13 protein-coding genes, 2 tRNA genes, 3 rRNA genes and 1 pseudogene are annotated in these 19,182 nt (G+C 48.7%); 4 read left to right on the forward strand and 15 right to left on the reverse strand.

What is annotated here, in order from left to right:
• Positions 1-60 precede the first annotated feature (60 nt).
• On the forward strand, positions 61-339 hold the full coding sequence (locus LPB400_RS00375) for an ArsR/SmtB family transcription factor (RefSeq protein WP_219089050.1): 279 nt from the start codon (positions 61-63) through the stop codon (positions 337-339).
• A gap of 167 nt (positions 340-506) precedes the next feature.
• On the forward strand, positions 507-1,277 hold the full coding sequence (gene xth / locus LPB400_RS00380) for an exodeoxyribonuclease III (protein ID WP_219089052.1): 771 nt from the start codon (positions 507-509) through the stop codon (positions 1,275-1,277).
• Between the two features lie 231 nt (positions 1,278-1,508).
• Here the strand turns inward: xth and LPB400_RS00385 are convergent, their stop codons facing one another.
• From LPB400_RS00385 to uvrB, 4 genes are all read right to left on the reverse strand, one after another.
• Positions 1,509-1,880 carry a hypothetical protein gene (locus LPB400_RS00385; protein ID WP_070460620.1) on the reverse strand — a complete coding sequence of 124 codons (372 nt, stop codon included), beginning with the start codon at positions 1,878-1,880 and terminating at the stop codon, positions 1,509-1,511.
• Positions 1,877-2,437, reverse strand: coding sequence for a hypothetical protein (locus tag LPB400_RS00390; protein ID WP_070460621.1), 561 nt, complete (start codon positions 2,435-2,437; stop codon positions 1,877-1,879). Before LPB400_RS00390 ends, LPB400_RS00385 begins: the two co-directional genes overlap by 4 nt.
• Positions 2,427-2,894, reverse strand: a complete 468-nt coding sequence (locus LPB400_RS00395) for a hypothetical protein (RefSeq protein WP_107769084.1) — start codon at positions 2,892-2,894, stop codon at positions 2,427-2,429. The genes LPB400_RS00390 and LPB400_RS00395 overlap by 11 nt, the downstream gene beginning before the upstream one ends.
• 65 nt (positions 2,895-2,959) lie before the next feature.
• On the reverse strand, positions 2,960-4,978 hold the full coding sequence (uvrB, locus tag LPB400_RS00400; RefSeq protein ID WP_070460625.1) for an excinuclease ABC subunit UvrB: 2,019 nt from the start codon (positions 4,976-4,978) through the stop codon (positions 2,960-2,962).
• Between the two features lie 188 nt (positions 4,979-5,166).
• Between uvrB and LPB400_RS00405 the strand changes: the two are divergent.
• Positions 5,167-5,820, forward strand: a pseudogene (locus LPB400_RS00405) (IS1595 family transposase).
• A 96-nt stretch (positions 5,821-5,916) separates the two neighbouring features.
• On the opposite strand, the gene LPB400_RS00410 reads toward LPB400_RS00405, so the two are convergent.
• From LPB400_RS00410 to LPB400_RS00445, 8 genes are all read right to left on the reverse strand, one after another.
• Positions 5,917-6,411: a type IV pilin protein gene (locus LPB400_RS00410; RefSeq protein ID WP_107769082.1), complete on the reverse strand. Its 495-nt coding sequence runs from the start codon at positions 6,409-6,411 to the stop codon at positions 5,917-5,919.
• A 194-nt stretch (positions 6,412-6,605) separates the two neighbouring features.
• Positions 6,606-6,893 carry a ComEA family DNA-binding protein gene (locus LPB400_RS00415; protein WP_036472233.1) on the reverse strand — a complete coding sequence of 96 codons (288 nt, stop codon included), beginning with the start codon at positions 6,891-6,893 and terminating at the stop codon, positions 6,606-6,608.
• A 389-nt stretch (positions 6,894-7,282) separates the two neighbouring features.
• Positions 7,283-7,396: ribosomal RNA gene (gene rrf / locus LPB400_RS00420) — 5S ribosomal RNA — on the reverse strand.
• A gap of 94 nt (positions 7,397-7,490) precedes the next feature.
• Positions 7,491-10,379, reverse strand: a 23S ribosomal RNA gene (locus LPB400_RS00425).
• A 348-nt stretch (positions 10,380-10,727) separates the two neighbouring features.
• Positions 10,728-10,803: transfer RNA gene (locus tag LPB400_RS00430), tRNA-Ala, on the reverse strand.
• A 5-nt stretch (positions 10,804-10,808) separates the two neighbouring features.
• Positions 10,809-10,885, reverse strand: a tRNA-Ile gene (locus tag LPB400_RS00435).
• 105 nt (positions 10,886-10,990) lie between these two features.
• Positions 10,991-12,531, reverse strand: a 16S ribosomal RNA gene (locus tag LPB400_RS00440).
• Together the 16S, 23S and 5S rRNA genes with 2 tRNA genes alongside form the textbook arrangement of a ribosomal RNA operon.
• A gap of 449 nt (positions 12,532-12,980) precedes the next feature.
• Positions 12,981-13,793 (reverse strand): cytochrome C assembly family protein, encoded by an 813-nt coding sequence (locus LPB400_RS00445; RefSeq protein ID WP_070461213.1) that lies wholly within the window; start codon positions 13,791-13,793, stop codon positions 12,981-12,983.
• A 181-nt stretch (positions 13,794-13,974) separates the two neighbouring features.
• Here LPB400_RS00445 and ffh point away from each other — a divergent pair, with 181 nt between their 5' ends.
• Positions 13,975-15,345, forward strand: a complete 1,371-nt coding sequence (gene ffh / locus LPB400_RS00450; protein ID WP_003684000.1) for a signal recognition particle protein — start codon at positions 13,975-13,977, stop codon at positions 15,343-15,345.
• Between the two features lie 166 nt (positions 15,346-15,511).
• Here ffh and LPB400_RS00455 read toward each other — a convergent pair whose 3' ends face one another.
• The 3 genes from LPB400_RS00455 to LPB400_RS00465 all read right to left on the reverse strand — a co-directional run bounded on the left by LPB400_RS00455 (position 15,512) and on the right by LPB400_RS00465 (position 19,178).
• Positions 15,512-16,207: a thiol:disulfide interchange protein DsbA/DsbL gene (locus LPB400_RS00455; RefSeq protein ID WP_219089054.1), complete on the reverse strand. Its 696-nt coding sequence runs from the start codon at positions 16,205-16,207 to the stop codon at positions 15,512-15,514.
• 169 nt (positions 16,208-16,376) lie between these two features.
• On the reverse strand, positions 16,377-18,485 hold the full coding sequence (locus tag LPB400_RS00460; RefSeq protein ID WP_219089056.1) for a TonB-dependent receptor: 2,109 nt from the start codon (positions 18,483-18,485) through the stop codon (positions 16,377-16,379).
• 159 nt (positions 18,486-18,644) lie between these two features.
• Positions 18,645-19,178, reverse strand: coding sequence for an alpha/beta hydrolase (locus LPB400_RS00465; RefSeq protein WP_219089058.1), 534 nt, complete (start codon positions 19,176-19,178; stop codon positions 18,645-18,647).
• Between the last annotated feature and the right edge of the window lie 4 nt (positions 19,179-19,182).

Consider the following 19,182-nt stretch of genomic DNA (forward strand, 5'->3'; position numbering starts at 1 on the left):
ACAATCATCCAAATTTAACCCAAATCAAGCATTCATATAACAGACAAAAGGAACAATAATATGGAAATCAAGCGTCTCGCTACCATTCTCAAACTGATTGCCAACCCCGAACGCATGGCCATCCTTTTTCTGCTGCTTAACGGCGACCGCAGCATTACCGAACTGGCACAGGCGCTCGACTCCTCCCCGACCGGCATCGCCAACCACCTCGCACGCCTGCGCACCGAAGGCATCATCGATTTCACGCGCTACCACCGCATCATCGAATACCGCCTCATCTCCGAAGAAGCCACCACCATCCTCAATACCCTGCGCACGCTCAAAGACCAGGCTGAATAAACAAATTATTCCACATCACAACATCAAGGCCGTCTGAAACATCAGCTTTCAGACGGCCTGCCACTATCAGCCCATATCGAAAAATAAACCAATCCGCTATACAATACCGCCCATGCCCACAGGCGCAATCCGCCGCCTTCCCACCCAACAGCACACACGGAAACATCATGAAAATCGCCACTTGGAACGTCAATTCCCTCAACGTCCGCCTGCCCCAAGTACAAAACTGGCTGGCCGACCACCAAGCCGACATACTCGCCTTACAAGAACTCAAGCTCGACCAAGACAAATTCCCAGCCGCCGCCCTGCAAATGATGGGCTGGCATTGCGTCTGGAGCGGCCAAAAAACCTACAACGGCGTCGCCATCATCAGCCGCCACGCACCGCAAGACGTACATTGCGGCCTCCCCACCCTACCCGACGACCCGCAACGCCGCGTCATCGCCGCCACCATCAACGGCGTACGCGTCATCAACGTCTATTGCGTCAACGGCGAAGCCCTGGACAGCCCAAAATTCCAATACAAAGAACAATGGTTTGCCGCATTGACCGAGTTCGTCCGCGCAGAAATGGCCGCACACCCCAAACTCGTCCTGCTCGGCGACTTCAACATCGCCCCGGCCGATGCCGACTGCTACGACCCCGAAAAATGGCACGAAAAAATCCATTGCTCCTCCATCGAAAGACAATGGTTTAAAAACCTACTCGACCTCGGCCTGACCGACAGCCTGCGCAAAATCCACCCCGAAGGCGCGTTCTACACATGGTTCGACTACCGCGGCGCCATGTTCCAACGCAAACTCGGCCTGCGCATCGACCACATTCTCAGCAGCCCCGAACTCGCCGCCACCCTTACCGACGTCACTGTCGACCTAGAAACCCGTGCCCAAGAACGCCCCAGCGACCACACACCGGTAATTGCAGAGTTTGACTGCTAACACTTTGAATTAAGAAAAAATCAGGCCGTCTGAAAACTGGATTTCAGACGGCCTTTATTCTAAAAGTTTTCAGACGACATTTGAGGTCTTCTGAAAGTTTGAAATAATGGTTTGAACGGAAAAGAACGCGTGCGTGCGTACCGCACATACACTACACGTCGGTTTTAAATTTTGTGCCACCTGCAAGTAGAGTATGGCGCAACCACGCAACGTGGTTGGTGGAGATACAGGCTACGGCTTGCTAGTAGTCATATGAAAAGGCGTTCGTTCTGTGAACTCCTGAATAAATTTATAAACTAAATCTTCAAAGATTTCTTGTGCAACATTTTTTATTTTTGCATCATCTGGTAACTCTGCATGCACCAAGCTAAATTCAAATTTAACCCAAATAGACGCTGTTAAAATGAACTCTTTGCTTGTGCTAGACACATCTGCAATTGCAGTAACTTTAAACTCTGTATCAGATTTCTTTTCTATTTGTGGTTGTGCAAGAATTTGCATTTCTCCACCGCCAATATCATCTCTTGATATTGAGTCTAAGGATGTTTTATAAAATAAATCTTTAAAAAATATTGATTTATTTGATAATTTAATATCATTCATTTTACATTACTCACCAAAGAATTGTTTCCACAGATAATATCTTGAATTTGATGCTGATTATTTGGTAATGAATTTCCAATATACTGACTTTCTAAAATTCCCTGAAACTCAGAGTTGCAACTAAAATTATTATTAACTGTAACATTAACTAATTTTGATATCGTTTGCGTGTTATCATTATGTTTTATAATGGAGAAATTTCTAAAGTCTTCAGCTATCTTTACCTCAGGATTAATATTTAACTTCACGGTATTAAATTTACTATCTTCTAAATAGCAAACTTTTTGACCTTCATAAGCAGGCATAAGCTTAACATATTTATTAAAAACAGAAAAAATATCTGCCAATTCTTTTAATCTAATATTAGCAAAGCCCTCCAATAAACCTGTCACATATGCCTCATTTTTCCCTAACAGTTTTTGCAATTCCTCAGGTTGGATTTGGGCATATTCCATCTCTAGAGCCAGTCTTTCTGACAATTCAATAAGAATATCTTCTTGATATACTGCTTGATCAAATTCACTTCTACTACTTAAAGCTAGTACGTTAGTCTTCATAACTGAATCCATTTTTTTCGAATTTATCTTTTTCTTGCAAAGAAATTTCTGTATCTTTTGGATGTAATTTTTCTGTTTGTTTTCTCAAAAAATGTGTAATACACATTAGTTCCTCACCATATGGGTTGCAATCCCAAAAATAAGCACGTAAATGAGCTAAATCATTAATAGAACCATTTTCTTCATTGAATTTATCCCAATCGGTACAGTGAGCATATTTAATTGCTTTAAATGGATATTTTTCATTATTTATTGCTTCTGGCATTTTTAAAGCTTCCCCATTTATGTATCTACGAATCCTAGCAACAAGCCCAACAGCGGGCGTTCCAAATAACTCGTGAACTTTATTAAGTTTATTTATACCATTTGTATCTCTTTGCGCTTGCTCCAAAATAACAGATATTTTTACTGTCCCTTTATAAAACAAATGTGGTGGATAATCATTATAACCATGCATTTTGTTTATCATCCATAAATAAGGTATTTATTGTGAGAAATAACATTTTTGAAAGTATAGCACAGTTAAAACAACAAATTCTCTTTAATCCCCCGAATCCTATCCCGCAACACAGCCGCTTCTTCAAACTGCAAATCCCTAGCTGCCTGCTGCATGGCTTTTTCCAGTTTGGCGATTTCTTTAATCGCGTCTTCTTCATTGTGAATCTCGCCGACTTTGACTTTGTTTTTGCCTTTCAGACGGCCTTTGCCGCTGTCTTCTTCGTGGTACACGCCATCGATGATGTCTTTGACCTGTTTTTTAATCTGCTGCGGCACGATGTCGTGTTCTTCGTTGAATTTAATCTGTTTTTCGCGGCGGCGTTCGGTTTCATCGATGGCGGCTTTCATGGAATCGGTAATTTTGTCGGCGTACAGGATGGCGACACCGTTCACGTTGCGCGCGGCTCGGCCTATGGTTTGAATCAGGCTGCGGTGGGAGCGCAGGAAGCCTTCTTTGTCAGCGTCGAGGATAGCGACGAGGGAGACTTCGGGGATGTCCAAGCCTTCGCGCAAGAGGTTGATGCCGACGAGTACGTCAAACAATCCGAGCCGCAAATCTCTAATAATTTCAACACGCTCTACGGTATCAATGTCGCTGTGCAGGTAGCGCACTTTGATGCCGAGTTCGCTGTAATAGTCGGTGAGTTGTTCCGCCATGCGTTTGGTGAGGGTGGTAACGAGCACGCGTTCGCCTTTTTGGATGCGGTCGTTGATTTCGCTCATTAAGTCATCAACTTGGGTGGCGACGGGGCGGATGATGATTTGGGGATCGACCAGCCCGGTGGGGCGGACGACTTGTTCGACTACTTGTCCGGCGTGTTCTTCTTCGTATTTGGCGGGGGTGGCGGAAACGAAAATGGTTTGCGGCATGACTTTTTCAAATTCGTGGAACTTGAGCGGTCGGTTGTCTCGGGCGGAAGGCAGGCGGAAGCCGTAGTCCACGAGGTTTTGCTTGCGCGATGCGTCGCCTTTGTACATGCCGCCGATTTGGGTGACGGTAACGTGGCTTTCGTCGATGAACATGATAGCGTTGTCGGGCAGGTAGTCCATCAGCGTGGGCGGCGGTTCGCCTTCTTTTTTTCCGGAGAAGTGGCGGGAGTAGTTTTCGATGCCTTTGCAGAAGCCCATTTCGTAGAGCATTTCGAGGTCGAAGCGGGTGCGCTGTTCAATGCGTTGTTGTTCGACAGGGCGTTGTTCGCGGGCAAAAAATTCAATGCGTTCGCGCAATTCTTCTTTGATGGACTCGCAGGCGCGCAAGACGGTGTCGCGCGGGGTAACGTAGTGGCTGGATGGGAAGACGGTGTAGCGGCCGACGCGTTGGTGCAGGCTGCCTGAAAGCGGGTCGAACATATCGAGTCGGTCGATTTCGTCATCGAACAGGCTGATGCGCAAGGCGTTTTCGGAGCTTTCAGCAGGGTACACGTCAATCACGTCGCCGCGTACACGGAAGCTGCCGCGTTTGAAGTCCAAATCACCGCGTTCGTACTGCATGGAAACGAGTGTGGCAATGATGTCGCGCTGCTCGATGGTATCGCCTTCTTTGACGGACAACACCATTTGTTGATATTCGGTCGGGTCACCGATACCGTAAATGGCGGACACGGTGGCGACGATAATCACGTCGTCGCGCGTCATCAGGTTTTTGGTGGCGGAAAGGCGCATCTGCTCGATGTGTTCGTTGATCGCGCTGTCTTTTTCGATGAACAAATCGCGGCTGGGCACATAGGCTTCAGGCTGATAATAGTCGTAGTAGGAGACGAAATATTCCACCGCGTTTTCGGGGAAAAACTCGCGCATTTCTGCATAAAGCTGGGCGGCAAGGGTTTTGTTGTGCGCCATGATGATAGCAGGGCGGCCGCTTTGAGCAATGACGTTCGCCATGGTGTAGGTTTTACCCGAACCGGTTACACCAAGCAAGGTTTGATAGGCCAGGCCGTCTGAAAGCCCTTCGAGCAAGCCGGCAATGGCAGCGGGCTGGTCACCGGCAGGAGGAAATGGCTGATGGAGTTTAAACGGAGAATTGGGATATTGGATGACTTCCATAAGACAGCCTGTTTTATGTTCAGGTAAAGAGAGGATTATAACAAAGGGTCGTCTGAAAATTGATAGTGTGCTAATCTGACAAGACTAAATATTTCATCTCCTTCCTTAGCTAACTGAGGTTAGTTATGTTAGCAGGAACAATTAAATTAGGGGCTGTACTAGATTAGCAGATATGTTACCCTCGAAATATGAAGATAACGCACTGCAAATTAAAGAAAAAAGCACAGAAAGAACTGCTCCGTTTTTTTGTACTGGAAGTTACCGCCCGTTCTGCAGTCGATATTTTGGGTATCCATCCCAATTCAGCAGCACTGTTCTACCGTAAAATCCGCACGGTTATAAACTATCATTTGGCCTTGGCTGCCGATGAGGTTTTCGAGGGCCCTGTCGAGCTGGACGAAAGCTATTTCGGCGGACAGCGTAAAGGCAGGCGTGGTCGCGGTGTGGCAGGAAAAGTGGTTGTCGTCGGCATTCTGAAACGCAACGGACGGGTCTATATCGTTGTGGTGGATAATGCCAAGTCTGAAACGTTACTCCCTGTCATTAAAAAGAAAATCATGCCGGACAGTATTGTTTATACCGATAGTCCGAGCAGCTACGACAAGTTGGACGTGAGCGGTTTCATCCATTACCGCATCAACCATTCCAAGGAATTTGCCGACCGTCAGAACCACATTAATGGCATTGAGAATTTTTAGAATCAGGCAAAACGTGTCTTGCGAAAATACAATGGAATCGATCGCAAATCTTTCCCGCTGTTCTTGAAAGAATGCGAATTTCGATTTAACTTCGGCACACCGTCCCGGCAGCTAAAAATCCTGCGGGATTGGTGTGGAATTTAGAGCTAATCTAGTACAGCCCCTTAAATTATCCTCTCCCGAAAGGATGTATCCCCCACGTCCTTTTCTTTATCCGCTTCCTCCCTTTCGATCAGATTTCTACCCCGTAAAAGGCTTACACTCCGCATCATTGCCCCTAAATATCTCCTCACCGTCCGTACAGCTTCCCTTCACCTTCATCTTCCCGCACACTACCGCCGTCAACGACTCGTTCAAGCGTAATACTCTCGGCTCCGCCTCCCTGTCCAGAGCCACCGCCTTCAGGGTAAACTTCCCTTCCAGGATCCCCTTAGCCTGACCGTTCATCCGAATGCAGAAACCGCCCGCCTCCTTCACCGGCAGCTCCGGCCACTTCGTCGACGTCAGCTTAAAGCTGCCCTTTTTCGCATAGAACTGCTCCATAAAGCGCGCATTTTCCAGCAGGGCGGCATGAGCCGCACGCAAGTTGGCCGAACGGACTGACTCCCGATAGGCAGTCAATGCCGCCGTCGCCAATATCGAAACCAGCAGCATCACCACCAACAGCTGTATCAAGGAGTAGCCCCTCTGTACAGCTGCCCCATTCCGTTTTCCGTCAAATGCTTTTAAGTACATATCTTTCTTCCCTTTATCTTTATCTTTATCTTTGTATCCCTATCCGACAGGAGGCACCTTATCCGTTTGTCCCTTTACTCAATGGCCCCCATTGGTCCAAGTCTTCATTGCCACTGCCCATACAAAGCCGCCCGTCAGCCCGAACCGGCAAACGGTTCAGCCTCGGGGCGGCATACGGCAGTTAACCGTCAGGCTTATTTTTTCACGGCAGGCTGTGCGGCCTTAGGCGCGGCAGAAGAAACCGTCGCCTCCGCCTTTAACTTGTTCAGCACCGCATCACCGATGCCCTTCACGTTTTTCAGCTCCTCCACCGATTTGAACGCACCGTTCTTCTGACGGTATTCCACAATCGATTTCGCCTTAGCCGGACCGATACCCGGCAAAGCCTCCAGTTCGGCAGAAGACGCGGTATTGATATTCACGGCGGCCAAAGAGAATGCTGCACAGACGGCGGCAAATGCACCAAATAAAAATTTCTTCATCAGATTTTTTCCCATAACATATTTGATTGAATCAGTCAGGAAGCCTACCGAATGGTTTTATTCCACTCTGTAAACACTGTCACATACGCGCAGATAGGGCAACAGCTCATACCCACACAAATGCTTACGACATATTAACGCAAATATCGTTTGATTTCAAATATTCTAAACAGTTAACCATAACTTTCAGTACTTTTGTTCAAGAATAACAACAGAGTTGTCATCCTTTAATTTAAACAACAAGCATGCACGAACACTCAATAGGTATCGGAATGGGTATCGGTTCATCAATATCCTTGCACCCATTACCCTACCTCCTATCGTCAAACCGACAGAAACGACAGGTATATAAAAAGCCCCCGACATCAGTCGGGGGCTTTGGAATGGGTGTTTGGCGGTGACCTACTTTCACATGGAAGAACCACACTATCATCGGCGCTGAGTCGTTTCACGGTCCTGTTCGGGATGGGAAGGCGTGGGACCAACTCGCTATGGCCGCCAAACTTAAACTGTTACAAATCGGTAAAGCCTTAATCAATTATTTGGTGATGACTGAATCAGTCAGTAAGCTTTTATCTTTGAAGTTCTTCAAATGATAGAGTCAAGCCTCACGAGCAATTAGTATGGGTTAGCTTCACGCGTTACCGCGCTTCCACACCCCACCTATCAACGTCCTGGTCTCGAACGACTCTTTAGTGTGGTTAAACCACAAGGGAAGTCTCATCTTCAGGCGAGTTTCGCGCTTAGATGCTTTCAGCGCTTATCTCTTCCGAACTTAGCTACCCGGCTATGCAACTGGCGTTACAACCGGTACACCAGAGGTTCGTCCACTCCGGTCCTCTCGTACTAGGAGCAGCCCCCGTCAAACTTCCAACGCCCACTGCAGATAGGGACCAAACTGTCTCACGACGTTTTAAACCCAGCTCACGTACCACTTTAAATGGCGAACAGCCATACCCTTGGGACCGACTACAGCCCCAGGATGTGATGAGCCGACATCGAGGTGCCAAACTCCGCCGTCGATATGAACTCTTGGGCGGAATCAGCCTGTTATCCCCGGAGTACCTTTTATCCGTTGAGCGATGGCCCTTCCATACAGAACCACCGGATCACTATGTCCTGCTTTCGCACCTGCTCGACTTGTCGGTCTCGCAGTTAAGCTACCTTTTGCCATTGCACTATCAGTCCGATTTCCGACCGGACCTAGGTAACCTTCGAACTCCTCCGTTACTCTTTGGGAGGAGACCGCCCCAGTCAAACTGCCTACCATGCACGGTCCCCGACCCGGATTACGGGTCTGGGTTAGAACCTCAAAGACACCAGGGTGGTATTTCAAGGACGGCTCCACAGAGACTGGCGTCTCTGCTTCAAAGCCTCCCACCTATCCTACACAAGTGACTTCAAAGTCCAATGCAAAGCTACAGTAAAGGTTCACGGGGTCTTTCCGTCTAGCAGCGGGTAGATTGCATCTTCACAACCACTTCAACTTCGCTGAGTCTCAGGAGGAGACAGTGTGGCCATCGTTACGCCATTCGTGCGGGTCGGAACTTACCCGACAAGGAATTTCGCTACCTTAGGACCGTTATAGTTACGGCCGCCGTTTACTGGGGCTTCGATCCGATGCTTGCACATCTTCAATTAACCTTCCAGCACCGGGCAGGCGTCACACCCTATACGTCCACTTTCGTGTTAGCAGAGTGCTGTGTTTTTAATAAACAGTCGCAGCCACCTATTCTCTGCGACCCTCCAGGGCTTACGGAGCAAGTCCTTAACCTTAGAGGGCATACCTTCTCCCGAAGTTACGGTATCAATTTGCCGAGTTCCTTCTCCTGAGTTCTCTCAAGCGCCTTAGAATTCTCATCCTGCCCACCTGTGTCGGTTTGCGGTACGGTTCAATTCAAACTGAAGCTTAGTGGCTTTTCCTGGAAGCGTGGTATTGGTTACTTCATGTCCGTAGACACTCGTCATCACTTCTCGGTGTTAAGAAGACCCGGATTTGCCTAAGTCTTCCACCTACCGGCTTAAACAAGCTATTCCAACAGCTTGCTAACCTAACCTTCTCCGTCCCCACATCGCATTTGAATCAAGTACAGGAATATTAACCTGTTTCCCATCGACTACGCATTTCTGCCTCGCCTTAGGGGCCGACTCACCCTACGCCGATGAACGTTGCGTAGGAAACCTTGGGCTTTCGGCGAGCGGGCTTTTCACCCGCTTTATCGCTACTCATGTCAACATTCGCACTTCTGATACCTCCAGTACACTTTACAATGCACCTTCATCGGCCTACAGAACGCTCCCCTACCATGCCAGTAAACTGGCATCCGCAGCTTCGGTTATAGATTTGAGCCCCGTTACATCTTCCGCGCAGGACGACTCGACCAGTGAGCTATTACGCTTTCTTTAAATGATGGCTGCTTCTAAGCCAACATCCTGGCTGTCTGGGCCTTCCCACTTCGTTTACCACTTAATCTATCATTTGGGACCTTAGCTGGCGGTCTGGGTTGTTTCCCTCTTGACAACGGACGTTAGCACCCGCTGTCTGTCTCCCGAGGAACCACTTGATGGTATTCTTAGTTTGCCATGGGTTGGTAAGTTGCAATAACCCCCTAGCCATAACAGTGCTTTACCCCCATCAGTGTCTTGCTCGAGGCACTACCTAAATAGTTTTCGGGGAGAACCAGCTATCTCCGAGTTTGTTTAGCCTTTCACCCCTATCCACAGCTCATCCCCGCATTTTGCAACATGCGTGGGTTCGGTCCTCCAGTACCTGTTACGGCACCTTCAACCTGGCCATGGATAGATCACTCGGTTTCGGGTCTACACCCAGCAACTGTTCGCCCTATTAAGACTCGGTTTCCCTACGCCTCCCCTATTCGGTTAAGCTCGCTACTGAATGTAAGTCGTTGACCCATTATACAAAAGGTACGCAGTCACACCACAAGGGTGCTCCCACTGTTTGTATGCATCAGGTTTCAGGTTCTATTTCACTCCCCTCCCGGGGTTCTTTTCGCCTTTCCCTCACGGTACTGGTTCACTATCGGTCGATGATGAGTATTTAGCCTTGGAGGATGGTCCCCCCATATTCAGACAGGATTTCACGTGTCCCGCCCTACTTTTCGTACGCTTAGTACCACTATTGAGATTTCGAATACGGGACTATCACCCACTATGGTCAAGCTTCCCAGCTTGTTCTTCTATCTCGACAGTTATTACGTACAGGCTCCTCCGCGTTCGCTCGCCACTACTTGCGGAATCTCGGTTGATTTCTTTTCCTCCGGGTACTTAGATGGTTCAGTTCTCCGGGTTCGCTTCGCTTATCCTATGTATTCAGATAAGGATACCTCCTAAGAGGTGGGTTTCCCCATTCGGACATCGCGGGATCATAGCTTTATTGCCAGCTCCCCCACGCTTTTCGCAGGCTTACACGTCCTTCGTCGCCTATCATCGCCAAGGCATCCACCTGATGCACTTATTCACTTGACTCTATCATTTCAAGAACCTCTTTGACTTCGTTTGCCTACCCGTTGACTAGGGAAATAAACTTGAAATTCCTACTTTGATAAAGCTTTCTGCTTTGTTGTGTCTTAATCCTGCCTTTTGTGTTTCAGGATTAAGTCGATACAATCATCACCCAAATACTGTGTTTGTTTCCTTTTCTCTTGCGAGAGATTTTTCATCCTTTGCAAAGAACAAAAAATCAAAACAAACTCATTGTCTTTGTTTGTTGATTTCGGCTTTCCAATTTGTTAAAGATCGATGCGTCGATATTTCACTTCGCAAATCAAAATAAGCTGCTAAGTATAGCAGGCTTCCTTTGATTTGTAAAGTTCTTGGTGGAGGCAAACGGGATCGAACCGATGACCCCCTGCTTGCAAAGCAGGTGCTCTACCAACTGAGCTATGCCCCCGTTCTTGGTGGGTCTGGGAGGACTTGAACCTCCGACCCCACGCTTATCAAGCGTGTGCTCTAACCAGCTGAGCTACAAACCCGGATTCTCTTCTTAAGCGAATCTTGTCTTCACTCAAGCTTTTCTCTTCCGCATCTTTTACAGTTTACCGATAAGTGTGAATGCATCAGACCTCTTCTTTCTCTAGAAAGGAGGTGATCCAGCCGCAGGTTCCCCTACGGCTACCTTGTTACGACTTCACCCCAGTCATGAAGCATACCGTGGTAAGCGGGCTCCTTGCGGTTACCCTACCTACTTCTGGTATCCCCCACTCCCATGGTGTGACGGGCGGTGTGTACAAGACCCGGGAACGTATTCACCGCAGTATGCTGACCTGCGATTACTAGCGATTCCGACTTCATGCACTCGAGTTGCAGAGTGCAATCCGGACTACGATCGGTTTTGTGAGATTGGCTCCACCTCGCGGCTTGGCTACCCTCTGTACCGACCATTGTATGACGTGTGAAGCCCTGGTCATAAGGGCCATGAGGACTTGACGTCATCCCCACCTTCCTCCGGCTTGTCACCGGCAGTCTCATTAGAGTGCCCAACTTAATGATGGCAACTAATGACAAGGGTTGCGCTCGTTGCGGGACTTAACCCAACATCTCACGACACGAGCTGACGACAGCCATGCAGCACCTGTGTTACGGCTCCCGAAGGCACTCCTCCGTCTCTGGAGGATTCCGTACATGTCAAGACCAGGTAAGGTTCTTCGCGTTGCATCGAATTAATCCACATCATCCACCGCTTGTGCGGGTCCCCGTCAATTCCTTTGAGTTTTAATCTTGCGACCGTACTCCCCAGGCGGTCAATTTCACGCGTTAGCTACGCTACTAAGCAATCAAGTTGCCCAACAGCTAATTGACATCGTTTAGGGCGTGGACTACCAGGGTATCTAATCCTGTTTGCTACCCACGCTTTCGAGCATGAACGTCAGTGTTATCCCAGGAGGCTGCCTTCGCCATCGGTATTCCTCCACATCTCTACGCATTTCACTGCTACACGTGGAATTCTACCTCCCTCTGACACACTCTAGTCACCCAGTTCAGAACGCAGTTCCCAGGTTGAGCCCGGGGATTTCACATCCTGCTTAAGTAACCGTCTGCGCTCGCTTTACGCCCAGTAATTCCGATTAACGCTCGCACCCTACGTATTACCGCGGCTGCTGGCACGTAGTTAGCCGGTGCTTATTCTTCAGGTACCGTCATCAGCTGTCGATATTAGCAACAGCCTTTTCTTCCCTGACAAAAGTCCTTTACAACCCGAAGGCCTTCTTCAGACACGCGGCATGGCTGGATCAGGCTTGCGCCCATTGTCCAAAATTCCCCACTGCTGCCTCCCGTAGGAGTCTGGGCCGTGTCTCAGTCCCAGTGTGGCGGATCATCCTCTCAGACCCGCTACTGATCGTCGCCTTGGTAGGCCTTTACCCCACCAACTAGCTAATCAGATATCGGCCGCTCGAATAACGCAAGGCCCGAAGGTCCCCTGCTTTCCTCCTCAGAGAATATGCGGTATTAGCTAATCTTTCGATTAGTTATCCCCCATTACTCGGTACGTTCCGATATATTACTCACCCGTTCGCCACTCGCCACCCAAGAAGCAAGCTTCTCTGTGCTGCCGTCCGACTTGCATGTGTAAAGCATGCCGCCAGCGTTCAATCTGAGCCAGGATCAAACTCTTATGTTCAATCTCTAACTTATAACTTCTGGTCTGCTTCAAAGAAACCGACAGGACAATGTCTAAAACATCATCTTGTCTGTCTTTCAAACAGTGTGAGGCCTAATGCACTCACACTTATCGGTAATCTGTTTTTTAAAGAGCGAATCGAATTATACAGTACATTTAGCAAATGTCAACTAAAATTATCGAAAATTCTAACTAACTGTGTTATACTGTCTGCTTCGTTTTCTTCACCGCGTCAGCAGCGAAGAACAGAACTATACGCCTCCAAACAAAACCAGTCAACACCTTTCGCAAAATTATTTCTAGAAATTTAATCACCGCCCTGTTTTAACAGGGTTTTTATTTTATAAAAAAACTCCAGCAACCTTTCTACACTATCCATACATACAAAAAAATACAAAACAAAGGCCGTCTGATATGCTCTTTCAGACGGCCTTTTTTATGATTTCTATTTATCCAATACGTTGAAGGACAATTTCTAGGACAAATTTACTGCCCACATAGGCAAAAATCAGACTGACAAATCCGACAATAGTCCAAACGGCGGCTTTTTTGCCGCGCCATGCGGTCATGCTGTGTTTCAACAATAATGCGCCATAAATCAGCCACGACATAATACTGAAGATGGTTTTATGCGTGAAGGTCATCGGCTTGCCGAAAATGGTTTCTGCAAAAAACGTACCGCTGATTACAGAATAGGTCAATAAAACGAAACCTGCCCACATACCTTGGAACATAAGTTTTTCCAAACTCAATAATGGCGGCAAGAAGCTGACCAATGCGGAAAAACGGCGTTTGTGCAGATTGCGGTCGAGCAAAAGGATCAGGATGGCAAATAAGGTAACGATGCCAAATAGTCCGTATGCGAGCAATGATGATGCGATGTGCGACAGCGGCAATAAGTCTACGATTTGACGACCTGAAAAATCCCCTGGGAAGAGGAAACCCAATAATAAGGTCAATGCGGCGCAGGGATACAATAAGAGTTGCACTCCGCGCAGACAATAAAAGAAGCTGCCCAAGCAGTACATCATCAGCATCAGCCAGACTATCAGACTGAGCGAATAGCCAAAACCGGTAATCAATACCCTATCCTGCAATACTGGGAACATCAATGCTGCGCCATGTACCAATAATGCGCCGCTCAAAATCAGCAGCTCGGTTTTCAGCGGGTAAGACTTATTATTGTGCTTTTTATGTTGCAACCAGGAAAATGCGCCCAATCCGGCATACACCAGCATAAGGCAGATTAAGACAATCGGCATAAATATCTTTCTCAATAGACATGTGAACACTTGACAGACACCCGGCAGGGTTTCAGACGGCCTTGGTGTCGTGTTTGTGTTCTTGAAGCATAACTTCGGACTATCGTGTAAAATAATCCGAATTTTATTTTAACAAAGAATGCCCTGTATTGGGCAGCTATTCTCATTATCAAGGATAAGTATGTTAGACAACCTGACCAACCGCTTCAGCAAGGTACTTAAAAATATTCGCGGCCAATCAACGCTGACCGAAGACAATATTAAAGAAGCCTTGCGCGAGGTTCGTCTTGCCCTGCTGGAAGCCGACGTTGCATTGCCCGTCGTTAAAGAATTCGTCAACACAGTCAAAGAACAGGCCCTTGGCCAAGAAGTCGTCGGCAGCCTGACGCCTGACCAAGCCTTTATTGGTGTGGTTAACCAAGCCTTAGTCGAATTGATGGGCAAGGAAAACAAAACGCTGGATTTGTCGGTTTCACCGCCTGCCATTGTTTTAATGGCCGGTTTGCAGGGTGCCGGTAAGACAACAACCGTCGGCAAACTCGCCCGCCTGCTGAAAAACGATCAGAAGAAAAAAGTCTTAGTGGTATCTGCCGACGTTTACCGCCCTGCCGCGATTGAACAGCTGCGTCTGTTGGCCGAACAGGTCGGCGTGGACTTTTTCCCATCCGATACCAACCAAAAACCGGTTGAGATTGCAACTGCCGCCGTCGATTACGCCAAAAAACATTTTTACGATGTCTTGATGGTCGATACCGCCGGCCGTTTGGCAATCGATGAAGAGATGATGAACGAAATCAAAGCGCTTCATGCGGCGGTCAACCCGGTTGAAACTTTGTTCGTTATCGATGCCATGCTGGGTCAGGATGCTGTGAACACTGCTCAGGCATTTAATGAAGCCCTGCCGCTGACCGGTGTCGTATTGACCAAGATGGACGGCGACTCGCGCGGCGGTGCGGCATTGTCCGTACGCCATGTGACCGGCAAACCGATTAAATTTATCGGCGTCGGCGAGAAAATCAACGGCCTCGAACCTTTCCACCCCGACCGTCTTGCCAGCCGTATCCTCGGCATGGGTGACGTATTGACCCTGATTGAAGACGTTCAAAAAGGTATTGATGAAGAAGCTGCCGCCAAAATGGCGAAAAAGCTGCAAAAAGGCAAAGGCTTCGACCTCAATGACTTTAAAGAACAAATCCAGCAGATGCGCAATATGGGCGGCTTGGAAAACCTGATGTCGAAAATGCCGGGCGAACTGGGTCAAATATCGAAACAAATCCCCGAAGGCACGGCCGAAAAAGCGATGGGCAAAGTAGAAGCCATCATCAACTCAATGACTCCAAAAGAACGCGCCAACCCTGCCCTGCTCAAAGCCAGCCGCAAACGCCGTATTGCAATGGGTGCAGGCACGACCGTGCAGGAAGTGAACAAATTGCTCAAACAGTTTGAACAAATGCAACAAATGATGAAGATGTTCAGCGGCAACGGCTTGGGCAAACTGATGCGCTTGGCCAAAGGCATGAAGGGAATGAAAGGCATGTTCCCAGGTTTGTAAGCCGATTTGACAGAAAACGCCGTCTGAAAAGTTTCAGACGGCGTTTTGGTTTTGTATTCAGATTTAAAATCATGAGACCTTAAGCAACCATTTCTTCTATAACATCTAATATAAAAGGCCGTCTGAAATCTATTTTCAGACGGCCTTTATTCATTCAGCCTTCAACTTATTGTGGCTTTTTCTGCTCTTCGCGTACTTTGTCCACCAACTGGTCAATCGTGGTCATGCCGGACTGCCAGTCTTTAAATTCGACTTGGTATTTGCCGCCGACGATAACGGTCGGTGTGCCGCTGATTTGGAATTTATTGGTCAATTCTTCCATTTGAGCCGCACGCTCTTGGCTTTCGGGCGCTTCAAATGCAGCCAATACTTTTTTGCCGTCAAACGCTGTTTGCTCGGACAGCCATTTTTTCAGGGTATCGGTATCGGCCAAGTTGATTTTTTGGTTAACCATCGCATCGAAAATATGGCTGTTGGCTTTATCTGATTCACCGGCCATTTCCACTGCGGCCGCCAAACGTGCCAAAGGTTTCATTTCATCACCCCACACGACATGCTCTCGGCGCATATAGGTATCGTCTTTAAACGTTTTGATGTGCTCGCTCAAAACCGGCTCAAGATGGGCGCAATGCGGGCAGAAGTAGCCGAAGAATTCCAATACTTCGATTTTGCCGGCCTGCTGTTGCGGAATCGGATTGGACAATACGGTGTAATTGACACCTTCGGTCAATGCGGCAGGGGCTGCCGGAGCAGATGCGCTGCTTTGGGCGCTGTCTGCCGGAACGCTGGTTTCCGCCTGTTTGCCGCAAGCGGCCAATGCCAACAGGGTTAATGAGGTCAAGGCTAAGGTTTTCAGTTTCATAGGTATCTCTTTACATTCAAATCAATGGGCGGATTTTATGGCATTTTGTTGGAGGTGTGTTCGATTTGAGTGAAAAAATGTGTTTAGTTTTATTTCAGCCTTTATAAAGGCCGTCTGAAATATGGCTTAGATCATAGCCTTATTTTCAGACGGCCTTTGCCTGATTTCATCAGAAACGGTAATTTACCCGGGCAGTATAGCCGCGCGGATTACCCGGCATGGCATCCGAACGCCAATATTTTTGATTGAGCAGATTGGCCGCGGCAAAGGTAACGTTAACATTTTTATGGTTCCAGCCGAGCATAGCATCAACTCGGGCAAAGCCGGGAAGCGTAGTCACTTCTTTATTTTTTGAGTCGTAACCGTAGCGTTTGCCTGTACCGGTTACGCCGATTTCGCCGTAGAGGTTTTCGGTTGGTGTGTAACGGAAAAACAGGTTGCCGGTAACGTTGCTGGTGTTATTCAAATGGATGCCCACTCGGTCAGGATTGTCTTTGTCTTCAACGACTTTCGCCTGCATCACGCCCAACGAACCGCGCAGATAGAGTTTTTTGGGAATGATTTGCCCGATGGCGGACAATTCCACGCCACGCGAACGGTGTTTACCGCCGACTGCCCAAGTATAGGGATCATTTTGCGCGTCGGGGCGGTAGCGGATATTGAAGCGTTCGATTTGGTAGGCGGACAATGTGGTGCTGAGGCGGTCATCCAGCCAACTGCTTTTGACACCGGTTTCGTATTGGCGGGTGTACTCGGGATCGGCGTTGAACACGGCGGAAGACGACGTATCGATGCTCAAATAGCCGCGTCCGCCATAAGGTGCGAAGCCTTTGTTATACGAGGCGTAGAGCGTGTGGGCGGGCGTTACGTTCCACACTGCACCGATGTTGGGGCTGAATGAGTGACCGCTGTATTGGCGGCTGCTGCCGGTGAGTTTGTTTTCTGAATTAAAGGTGTACTTGTCGTAACGGCCGCCGAGGACGAATTTCAAATCGGGCGTGGCGGAGAAGATGTTTTGCACGAAGATGCCGTAGGAGTCGGCTTTGTGGCGGTTTTGGGTGAGGACGGGCTGCAATCTACCCGAAGCCGGCCAGCTTGCGCGGTCGTATGGATCGATGGAGGCGGTAAAGGCGCGGCTGTAACCCAATGTCGGGTTACGGTGTTCGCGGCTGTAATCCATGCCTACGGTCAGGTGGTTTTCAAAACGGCCGATGTTGTAGTCGCCGTTGAGCGTGAAATTGGACGACAGGGTTTTGTTGTCGGTCTGCTGCCAAGCGTAGTTGCGTTTGATTCGGCTGCCGTTTTCGCTGCCTGCATGAAAATGGTCGAAATCCTGCGCCGCCGTGCGGTGGGCAAGCTGCCATTGGGCGCGCCATTTGTCGTTGAAGGCGTATTCGAGGTCGGAACGCCAAACTTGCAGCTTGTCTTTGACAAAATCGTTCGGGTGGGCAAAACCCATGCGGTAAGGCAGTCCGAAGCGGTCGTACACGGATTTGGTCGGGCTGCGGTCGGGCGTGCGCTCCACATTGTCGTAGGTGTATTGCCCCGTCCATTTCAAGCCGTTGTCGAGTTTGACGGTAATGCTGGGCGAAACCATGACGTTTTTGCTGTCTATGCCGCTGCGGAACGAATTGGCGCGCCCGACTTCACCGGTAAGGCGGATGGCAACGTTTTTGTTCAGCACTTCGTTGATGTCCATATTCAGGCTGCGGTTTGCCCACGAACCATAAACCGCACCGATGTTGCGGCTTTGTTTGAAGTTGGCGTATTTGCTGACCATGTTGATGACGCCGCCGCCGTTGGTGCGCCCGTAAAGCACGGAGGACGGGCCTTTCAGGATTTCCACGCGCTCAATATTGGCAGTGCTGCGGCGCACTTGTCCGCTTTCGCGCACGCCGTCGCGGTAAATATCGGATGCATCGGCTTGGAAGCCGCGCAGGAAAATGCTTTCGCCGCGCATATCGTAGGCAGCATCAATGCCGGCATTGCCTTCGAGGATAGAACTCAAATCGTTCGTGCCGTAGTTTTTGTTTTTCTGAATATTGAGCGTATCGACAGTTTGCGGCGTTTCCTTAATGAGCTGTCCGTTGCGGGTAACGGCAGCTTCGTCGTAATTGATGTAGCCTTTGAGTACGCTGGTGTCGGACTGTCCGACCACGGTAACGGTGGGTAGCGTGGCGGTGTAATGTTCACCATTGTCCTGCGTATCGGCGGCAGCGACAGAGAAGGAAGCGATAATCAGCGTGGGTAATAAAGCTAAATGAAATGGTATTTGCATTTTTATACTCAATTTAACGAAACAACCGAATTATATTGCCTCATAAAAGAAATGAGAATAGTTTCTTTTAATTATATTTAACATGATATTTGCAAACAAAGGCCGTCTGAAACTCATATCAGTTTCAGACGGCCTCTCTTCTTGATAGACACTTCTAAACTATTTACTCAACAACATTTCCTGCATCAGCTTCATGCCCCATTGCCAGCCGCCGAGTGCGCCGTTTAACTGGCCGGAATGCGGCGATTGAAGCAGGCGTGCATGCCAGAGGTCGGCCTGTTCTTGCGCCCAATCGCGTGGCGTGCCGTTTGTTTCGGCGATAACCAGCGCTGTACGGCAAGGGCAGCGGACACGTTGAAACGTATGGATTTCGTCCTCGGGAAAAGCTTCTGGACGCGGCGAGACCAAAATAATATTGGTCAGGCGTTTTTGCGTCAGGATGTCGGTTTGATACAGCCATGCCAAAAATGCGGACACGCCGGCACCATGAGCCACAACGGCAATATTTCTGCTGACGATATGGTCGAAGGCCGTCTGAATGGCGTGTTGCCATTCGGAAATGGTTTGCCGACTATCGGCTTCAGCAGTTTGAACAATCGGATAGCTGACCGCCCAGCGGTCTATCCACATTTCCGCTTCATCCGCATCGCGTATCAGAAACAGTGCCATTTCTTCGAGTTCGAAGCTCTGCATTTCA

Source organism: Neisseria perflava, assembly GCF_019334725.1.
Taxonomy (GTDB): Bacteria; Pseudomonadota; Gammaproteobacteria; order Burkholderiales; family Neisseriaceae; genus Neisseria; species Neisseria subflava_A.

Bases quoted from the DNA above. Each gene is read 5' to 3' on its own strand.
- LPB400_RS00375 (WP_219089050.1), top strand. From the start codon at position 61: ATGGAAATCAAGCGTCTCGCTACCATTCTCAAACTGATTGCCAACCCC.
- xth (WP_219089052.1), top strand. From the start codon at position 507: ATGAAAATCGCCACTTGGAACGTCAATTCCCTCAACGTCCGCCTGCCC.
- LPB400_RS00385 (WP_070460620.1), bottom strand. From the start codon at position 1,880: ATGAATGATATTAAATTATCAAATAAATCAATATTTTTTAAAGATTTA.
- LPB400_RS00390 (WP_070460621.1), bottom strand. From the start codon at position 2,437: ATGAAGACTAACGTACTAGCTTTAAGTAGTAGAAGTGAATTTGATCAA.
- LPB400_RS00395 (WP_107769084.1), bottom strand. From the start codon at position 2,894: ATGCATGGTTATAATGATTATCCACCACATTTGTTTTATAAAGGGACA.
- uvrB (WP_070460625.1), bottom strand. From the start codon at position 4,978: ATGGAAGTCATCCAATATCCCAATTCTCCGTTTAAACTCCATCAGCCA.
- LPB400_RS00410 (WP_107769082.1), bottom strand. From the start codon at position 6,411: ATGTACTTAAAAGCATTTGACGGAAAACGGAATGGGGCAGCTGTACAG.
- LPB400_RS00415 (WP_036472233.1), bottom strand. From the start codon at position 6,893: ATGAAGAAATTTTTATTTGGTGCATTTGCCGCCGTCTGTGCAGCATTC.
- LPB400_RS00445 (WP_070461213.1), bottom strand. From the start codon at position 13,793: ATGCCGATTGTCTTAATCTGCCTTATGCTGGTGTATGCCGGATTGGGC.
- ffh (WP_003684000.1), top strand. From the start codon at position 13,975: ATGTTAGACAACCTGACCAACCGCTTCAGCAAGGTACTTAAAAATATT.
- LPB400_RS00455 (WP_219089054.1), bottom strand. From the start codon at position 16,207: ATGAAACTGAAAACCTTAGCCTTGACCTCATTAACCCTGTTGGCATTG.
- LPB400_RS00460 (WP_219089056.1), bottom strand. From the start codon at position 18,485: ATGCAAATACCATTTCATTTAGCTTTATTACCCACGCTGATTATCGCT.
- LPB400_RS00465 (WP_219089058.1), bottom strand. From the start codon at position 19,178: ATGCAGAGCTTCGAACTCGAAGAAATGGCACTGTTTCTGATACGCGAT.